Annotated in this window: 5 protein-coding genes; 3 read left to right on the forward strand and 2 right to left on the reverse strand. The window is 43.0% G+C overall.

Features of this window, described 5'->3' with window-relative positions; translation table 11 throughout:
- The first annotated feature begins 184 nt into the window (after positions 1 to 184).
- Entirely contained in the window at positions 185 to 1,630 is a 1,446-nt protein-coding gene (locus D469_RS0114350) for an aldehyde dehydrogenase family protein (RefSeq protein WP_018924100.1), read from the forward strand.
- Positions 1,631 to 1,711: 81 nt separating this feature from the next.
- Here the strand turns inward: D469_RS0114350 and D469_RS0114355 are convergent, their stop codons facing one another.
- Both D469_RS0114355 and D469_RS0114365 read right to left on the reverse strand, forming a co-directional pair.
- A complete protein-coding gene (locus tag D469_RS0114355; protein WP_018924101.1) occupies positions 1,712 to 2,341 on the reverse strand; it encodes a hypothetical protein in 630 nt (209 codons plus the stop codon).
- A gap of 1,088 nt (positions 2,342 to 3,429) precedes the next feature.
- A complete protein-coding gene (locus D469_RS0114365; RefSeq protein WP_018924103.1) occupies positions 3,430 to 4,371 on the reverse strand; it encodes a DUF6612 family protein in 942 nt (313 codons plus the stop codon).
- A 470-nt stretch (positions 4,372 to 4,841) separates the two neighbouring features.
- On the opposite strand from D469_RS0114365, the gene D469_RS22790 reads away from it, so the two are divergent.
- Together D469_RS22790 and D469_RS20465 are read left to right on the forward strand one after the other, a co-directional pair.
- Positions 4,842 to 5,024 carry a VOC family protein gene (locus D469_RS22790; RefSeq protein ID WP_083910826.1) on the forward strand — a complete coding sequence of 61 codons (183 nt, stop codon included), beginning with the start codon at positions 4,842 to 4,844 and terminating at the stop codon, positions 5,022 to 5,024.
- Positions 5,025 to 5,168: 144 nt separating this feature from the next.
- Positions 5,169 to 5,549 carry a DoxX family membrane protein gene (locus tag D469_RS20465; protein ID WP_018924104.1) on the forward strand — a complete coding sequence of 127 codons (381 nt, stop codon included), beginning with the start codon at positions 5,169 to 5,171 and terminating at the stop codon, positions 5,547 to 5,549.
- The last annotated feature ends 451 nt before the right edge of the window (positions 5,550 to 6,000 follow it).

Genomic DNA, 6,000 nt, shown 5'->3' on the forward strand with positions numbered 1-6,000 from the left:
GTATAAATTCACTGTTCTCGGCTAACAAAGCTTCACAGCGTGGGCATGCCAGGGGGGGAGGACCAAAATTAGCTTGCTCAGCGGGCAAAGCAAGGCATACGTATTAACTGCGTGTGGTTTAAAACACCTTTACAATTGGGAATTACACTAACGTCTAAGTTTTAAAGTGAAGGGGGTTTGCCAAGTGGATTTTTCAACCCAATATATTAATGGGGAATGGGTTAAAGGAGCGAGTGAGAAAACAGTAGAAAATATTAATCCATATAGCGGAGAACAACTTACTACGATTTATTCGGTAAATGAAGACGACGTTGACAGGGCGTATCAAGCAGCAAAAGAAGCTCAGAGTAAGTGGGAAAAAGAAGCACCTGCTGTACGACAAGCCTATTTAGAAAAGCTAAAGGAAGTAGTAAAACAAGAGAAGCAAATGATTGTAGACTGGCTGATTAAAGAAGCGGGAAGCACTCGTTCAAAAGCAGAAGTAGAAATTGAGATAGCTTTAGGTATCATCCAAGAATCGATTTCTTTTCCGAATCGAATGAAAGGTCAAATCTTACCATCTCAAATAGGTGGAAAAGAAAACTATGTCTACCGCATGCCCAAAGGAGTAATAGCGATGATCGGTCCTTGGAATTTTCCGTTTCATCTTTGTATGCGCACGGTCGCTCCGGCGTTCGCTACCGGAAACACAGTAGTTATCAAACCGGCGTCAGAAACGCCTGTTACGTCTGGTTTACTACTAGCTTATTTGTTTGAAAAAGCAGAATTTCCAGCCGGGACGGTAAATGTTACGGTGGGAAGAGGCTCAGAAATAGGTGACTCTTTTGTTACTCATCCTGTTCCTGAGTTGATTTCGTTTACCGGCTCAACAGAAGTCGGAAGTTATTTAGCAGAGCTTGGCGGCAAACACTTAAAAGACACGACACTTGAACTAGGCGGCAACAATGCTATGCTTGTTTTAAACGATGCGGATATCGAACAAGCTGTCAATGCTGCAGTGTTCGGTAAATTTTTGCATCAAGGACAAATTTGTATGTCTATAAACCGCATTATTCTAGAAGAAGAGGTTTATGAGGAATTTGTGCAAAAGTTTGTCGAGAAGGTGAAAACCCTTAAAATAGGAGACCCAGCTGCTGAAGATACAGTTATCGGCCCGCTTATCAATGATGATCAAATTGAGCGAATTCAAAACGAAGTGGAAGAAAGTCTCAAGCAAGGAGCTCACGCAGAGGTAAAAGGGGAAGTGAACGGTCGGGTAATGGGACCAACGGTGTTAACAAATGTTACAAATGAGATGCCGATCGCGAGAAATGAAATCTTCGGCCCGGTAGCCCCCATTTTAAAAGTAGAATCAGTTGAAGAAGCCATTGAGCTTGCTAACGATACACCTTATGGCTTAACCGCTTCTGTTTTCACAGCCGATCGCTATTACGGCATGGAAGTTGGCCGCAAGATTGAAACAGGAATGGTGCATGTCAATGATCAACCGGTTAACGATGAAGCCCATGTAGCCTTTGGCGGTGAAAAAGATTCCGGCCTTGGCCGTTTCGGAGGGGAATGGGTATTAGATAAAATGACCACAGACCAATGGATAAGTGTTCAGGCAGAAGACCGCTCTTACCCCTTTTAAAAGACAACATCGTCTTGATAGACGAGTAGTCTTTTATAAATAGCAAATAAGACTGGCTGAAGGTACAGCCAGTCTTATTATTTAGTTTTCGTCTATATCTTCTAAAGGTTCTTCAAATATCTCTACACCAAAAAGGACTACTTGCTCGCCGTCTTCAGATATTCGGGTAACATGATTATCTTCATACCAATCTGTACGCAACGAAGTGGAAGTAGTGAAAAGAGCAAGGTCACTTTTTTCGCCTGGTTTTAGAGTGGAGTTGCCACCTGGGGTAAAACTATACGATTCTTGGCCCAACATTTCAATATATTGGCGGCCCGACCCGCCCGTACCTGCTTCACTTTGGGTTACTTGTCCCAGCACTTGCATCTTTTGCTGGTCCTCAGGATCATCAGCCGTGTAATTGGCAGCCATCTTAATCATGTCTACTTGCTCATCTAGTTCTATGCTGAATAAAGGGTTGCTTTTTTCTTCGACTAATTCACCATCTTCATATACATCTACATAAAGCTGAGCAGCTTCTGCTTCGTCCGCTGGTAAATTCACATCGAACGCCGCTGCATGTTCATTGCCAAATTCCAATAATGCATGTTCCTCTTCATTAAGGTCAGTCAGTTCTACTGTGCTTGCTGACGTATCATCGTTTGCACAACTACTAAGTATAGATGCCGCAAGTCCTAACAAAATAATACAATGCCATCGTTTATCCATTTGTGACGCTCCCTGTTTCATAAAAGATTTAAGCATTGGAAATCATAGGTAAATTGTAAAGGAGAGAGGGCTGGTTATCAATAAGAGAAGCATAAAACGGGAAATAGGTCATGAGCGTTGCCACACTGTCCACAAGTACTTCGATCGATCGTTAGAGAAACATTCAGAATAGTGCTATCAGTTCTTCACTCCAGGCTGACGCTTTCACCATAGGCACAAGCGCGACATCCGCTTGATCTTCACTTTGTTTGAGACTTGACGTGTCTTCTTTGCCGTAAGCAACGCGTGCATCCGCTGAAAAAAGTCCACGCGCTAGGGGCCAAGGTGGTTTGTCCGCGGAAAGGGAGCGGGTGTTGGCAAGACGCTAAACAAACAATAACGGGAGCGTATGATTCCCAGTACTTCTTCTCGGGGAGACAGTATAGTTGCAACGTTAGTGAAAATAGGTCCTCTCTCCTGTCTTCAAGTGTTCTCTCGAAATGAGAACGTATGTTTGGTATACTGAGGTTGTACAGCTTGAGATAGATTGCAGGGTGGTGGCTCACTTCCAAAGAGGGAGGGGGTGAAGCCATGTGGGGGAGACAACCATTGCACTAGCTGCAGCCATGTTTCTGGTTGCATTCATTCAGCTTGTGATCACACTCATTAAAGAAATAAAAAAATAATCCACCCTGCATTGTGAACGAAACTCACAAGAGGTGGATACGAGAGAATCAACTTCGAGCCATCGCTTGAGTGACCTGAAGCTGTATGCGCCTTCAGGGTGTGCCCGCACCCTGAGGGATCTTTTTTGAACTGATCTATCTTAAGTATACGTGTTGGTAGTGTGGTAATGCAAGCAAAGGGACGAGGCAGGAAAACATTTCATGTCCAAAAAAGCGGGCTAAGGTAAAACGGGACAGCTTTAGCGTAGCTTGTGTGTTTATGCGTATCCGAATTGCGTTCATTCTTTTCTCGTATGAACATAGGTGAATGAAGTGAGTAAGTCGAATAAGGAAGGAACAGACTTTAAAAGGAGCTGCACTTTCAATCTTACAGCTCCCTCTTCCTGTAATGAGGTTCCTGAAAAGGAATGAATCGAGGAGTAATTAATCGTCTTCTAGCTCAAATTCATGCTCTTCCAAGTCGTTCCATTCTTGCAGGCCATCCATGTTGTCGTCAAAAAGCGAATCCATTTCTTCAGCGTTTTCTTCAATTTCTGCAGGAATTTCTATTGGTTCTACTTCATTAAAGTTAGAAAACGCAAGATGAGAGTCTTGCACAATCCGAAAATTGGTCATCATCTCACCAAACATCTCATCTGTCTCACCTAAGTCGAAATCAAATTCCATATCCACATTCATGACAAGGTCCGTTAAATAATAGCTTTCTTTGTCAATGAACATTTCATAATCAAGGGAGTGTAGCTCAATCTCATCAAACATCTCAAACATTAAGTCATCGATTGTTTCTCCACCCATAGCCTGCATTAACTCTTCCTCAGCCGTTTCTAGAAATTCATCTTCATCGCCTTCGAATTCAAGATGATACTGGTCATTGTCTTCACTTAGGCTAAATTCATTTGCCATCTTTTCAGCTTGAATGGTCTGAGTGGCAGGGTCTTGCATCATTTCTTCAATGTTTCCCATTCCTGCTAACGCTTCACCTGTAAGTTTAATCCATTGTCCGCCCATTTCTTCTTGATAAAAGGTGTCACTGGTCATATACGCTTCTTGGCTCATCGCCTCTGCTTGGTCGGGCATGTCAAAGCTAATGTGTTGATACATTTTTAAAGGGTCCAGCGTAACATCCTGCTCGCTTGAAATGTCCATCGTCATGTCGCCGCTTTCGTTTTCGCCCATCATCAGGTCAGGCATTGTTTGTTCAGAATCCATAGCGATAGAAAAGCTGTCTAGTTCTTGCATGAGTTCATTTGATTCTTGTAATACTTCAGCAGTAGTTGCAGATTCCCCAGCACATGCACTTAAACTTAAAAGACCGGCTGCCACAATCAATGGAAAGGTTATGTGCTTTCTGTATTTTGAATTCATCTTTTGCACCTCTTCGTCTAAATTTCTCTTCTGATATACGATGTGAATAACAAAATGTGTCATATAAAGGAAGAGCACTTGTATGAGTATGTATTTTGTTTATAGGAAAGAACGTGATGTATGTTAAGGCTTCGTTTAAATTGGCAGGGAAAGAGTGTCAATTCATTTAGGGCATATGATGTTTAAAAGTGAATACTGTTTCATCAGCATAGTTTTTTGTCGTTACATATTGCCCGATTACGGTGATATTACATGTTTTATTTTAACAGGAAACATACGGCAGTGACATGGTTATTTGCCTATTTCTGCGGCTATAAAGGCCACTTTTCACATGAATATAAGAGGGGATCTCTTTGTCATCAAGGAGGTTTTCTCCAGTGGTTGAAGAAGCGTATATATACACCAAGGCATGTTGAAATTGAGCTGAGAACAACCTCATAACCGTATGGCGAAGCTGAGAAGGGAAGGAGATATTTGAACGAGTCGACACGTTTGTGCTTACAGTCATTCATCTCGACCGAGCCGTAAAGTGGTATGAGGAGGTTATAGGATTTAAACTCGTATTTTCAGGAAATGCGTATCGAATCTTGAATACCGGAGAGGGAGCAATTTCATTAATGACATCTTGGGACTGCTCATTTACTTTTCAATAGCCACATCCCTCTTGCATTAATTATAGTTATTGTGAACAGTCGCATGGTTATCTTGCATGCGGCTTTTTTTATGCTTAAAATAAAAGCGAAAAAACCTGATCGCTATATCAGAAAAAACAGTAGAGAAAGGGGCTACATACAGTTATGCTCAAAGGCTCAATAGATATAGTGTTTGTCATATTACGGGTGCTGTTAGGGTGTACTCTTTTGCTTTTAGGGGGAGAGAAGCTATTTGATGTCGGAGCCATACGGGAGTCATTCGCTGAAACTGGTATTCCCGGTCATCTCTCGTATTTCCTGGCCGTCATCGAAACAATGCTCGGTTTCATTTTAGTACTAGGCTATTTTACGAGAGTGACAGCCGTGCTTGCGGGCATTATGCTTTTACTATCACTTACCTGGTTCCCTATTACAGAAAATGCTTTTGTAATCACTGAAGGACTGCTTATTATCATGATGTTTACTGCCCTCTTGGTATTAATAAAAAAAGAACACCGGTTCAGTGCGCCGGTGCCAAAACTGTAAGCAGAAAGGTAAAGGTATAGGAATAAAAAAGAAGCCGGCTTGGCTTCTTTTTTTGATTTATAAGAAGGACGATGGAAAAGGGGAGCAAGCAAGGTCGTCAGGGGAAAATGCTAGTTTGCTGAGTTGTTGGAGCTCGAGGTCATAAGCCGTTCGCCTTCAAAGTCAAAGAGCGACTTTGGCGCCGCCCGTCTTATGCTTGACGCCCCTGAACGCTGCTTTCCGCTTTTCTGTCTAGCTGCGGCGCCTAGAGGCTCGAGGATTTTTCTGCCCCAGACTTCGAGGAGCAAGCTCCTCTGTGCAGGTGCTGAAAAACTTGTCGCCTCTGAGCAAGGCGCCTCCGCTTTTCTGTCTAGCTTCGCGGGCTAACGACTTGAGATCTCTTTCTCCCACCCTGCGGCGGCGACAGCCTCCTCGGTGGGAGAGAAGAGCTCTGCGTCGTTATCCAAGCCCG

Source organism: Salsuginibacillus kocurii DSM 18087, assembly GCF_000377705.1.
Lineage (GTDB): Bacteria > Bacillota > Bacilli > Bacillales > Marinococcaceae > Salsuginibacillus > Salsuginibacillus kocurii.